Source organism: Streptomyces sp. MZ04, assembly GCF_004684775.1.
GTDB lineage: Bacteria > Actinomycetota > Actinomycetes > Streptomycetales > Streptomycetaceae > Streptomyces.
Genome location: NZ_SRIC01000555.1, coordinates 1 through 1,644, shown reverse-complemented (window position 1 = coordinate 1,644; position 1,644 = coordinate 1). Strand labels below are relative to the sequence as shown.

Sequence of the window (1,644 nt, the reverse complement as noted above, 5' to 3'; positions counted from 1 at the left end):
GGCCCCAACACAACAGCATCCGGCGGAAGTTCAACCCCCGCGAGAAAGGCAGCAAGCACCTCCGGAGCCCCGGACACCGCAGCCATCCGCGACACCGGCGGAAACCCCAGCTCCGCCCGCTCCGCGAGCTCCCGCACCGCATGCCCCACGGGATCCCACCGCACCAACGCCTGCACAGGCCGCAGCGTCGGCTCGGCGACGACCACCACGGTCCCCCCGACCGCCTGCGATCGCACCAGGGACGCCGCCCCGATCCACCGCCGCAACGCGTCCTCCCCCGCCCGCAGATCAGGCCGCCCCAACATGGCCCACCCGTCAAGCAGCAGCGCGGCCGCGTACCCGCCCTCGGCAACAGGCTCCGCACCCGGCGTACTCACCACCAGCGCGGGCGCCCCCGCCACGGTGTCGAGCACCTGCTCCCGCCCCGAAGTCCGCACCGGCACAGCCGGAAACGCCCGCCCCAGCTCCTCGGCCGTACGCCGCGCCCCCACGATCTGTGCCCGCAGCCGGAATCCACCACAGGAACCGCAGTGCCAGGCGGCCTCCTCCACCCCGCACCAGCCGCACCGCAGCGCGGCCCCGCTGTCCTGCGCCTCCAGCGGCCCGGCGCACCGCCGGCACCGCGCGGGCTCCCGGCACCGCTCGCACGCGAGCCGCGGCACGTACCCCCGCCGCGGCACCTGCACGAGCACGGGCCCGTGCTTCAGTCCCTCCCGCACCACACGCCACGCCAAAGTCGGCAGCCGCGCGGCCCGCGCCGCCTCGTCCCGGGCGAGGTCCCCGTCCCCCACGGTCCGCACCAACGGAGCGGCCCCCCGCACCTGCTCACGATCGGCGACGAGCGGCGCGGCCCACCCGCTCTCGACAAGCTGGGCCGCCTCAACGGTGCAACTCCAACTACCCAACAAGAACCCGCACTTGTCACGCGACGCCCGCAGCTCGAGAACTTCCCGCACATGCGGGAAAGGCGCGTTGTCATCACTGTGACTGGCATCCCCGTCGTCCCACACGACAACGAGCCCAAGATCCCGGACCGGCGCGAACATCGCGGCCCGCGTCCCGACAACGGCCCGCACGGCGCCCCGCCGCACGGACAGCCACTCCCGATACCGCTTCTCCTGCCCGGCATCGGCGGTCAGCACGGCATGCTGCCCCGGCCCCATCAGCGCGGTGAGCGCCGCGTCGACCCGAGCGGCGGGCCGCCCGGCGGGTACGACGACCAACGCCCCCCGCCCAGAGGCGAGCGTCGCCTGCACGGCCCGCGCGATCTCCTCGGCCCACTCGGGCCCCGGCAGAGCGGTCCACACGGCCCGCGGCGCACCCCCCGATGCGAGCGCCCCCAAGAACTCCGCCCCGTGCCCGTACCGCCGCCAACTCCCCGCATCAGGAACAGCGGGAGGCACCGGCGCCTCCCCCATCTCCTGCGCCTCGGCCCGCGCATGCCGAGGCGGAACGGCCAACTGCAGCACGTCCGCAAGGCTCCCCGCGTACCGATCGGCAACAGCCCGGGCAAGCCCCAACAAGTCCGCATCGAGCACAGGCTCAGGCGAGACGACCTGCGCCAGGGCGGCCAACGGCCCGGAGTACTCGGACTCGGCAACCCGCTCGACGAGAAACCCGTCGATCAGCCCCCCACCCTCACGC

At 74.4% G+C, this 1,644-nt stretch carries 1 protein-coding gene; it reads right to left on the bottom strand.

The window, feature by feature from the left end; genetic code table 11:
- On the bottom strand, window positions 1-1,644 hold a 1,644-nt coding region (locus E2651_RS43065), incomplete at both ends, for a primosomal protein N' (protein WP_135336707.1).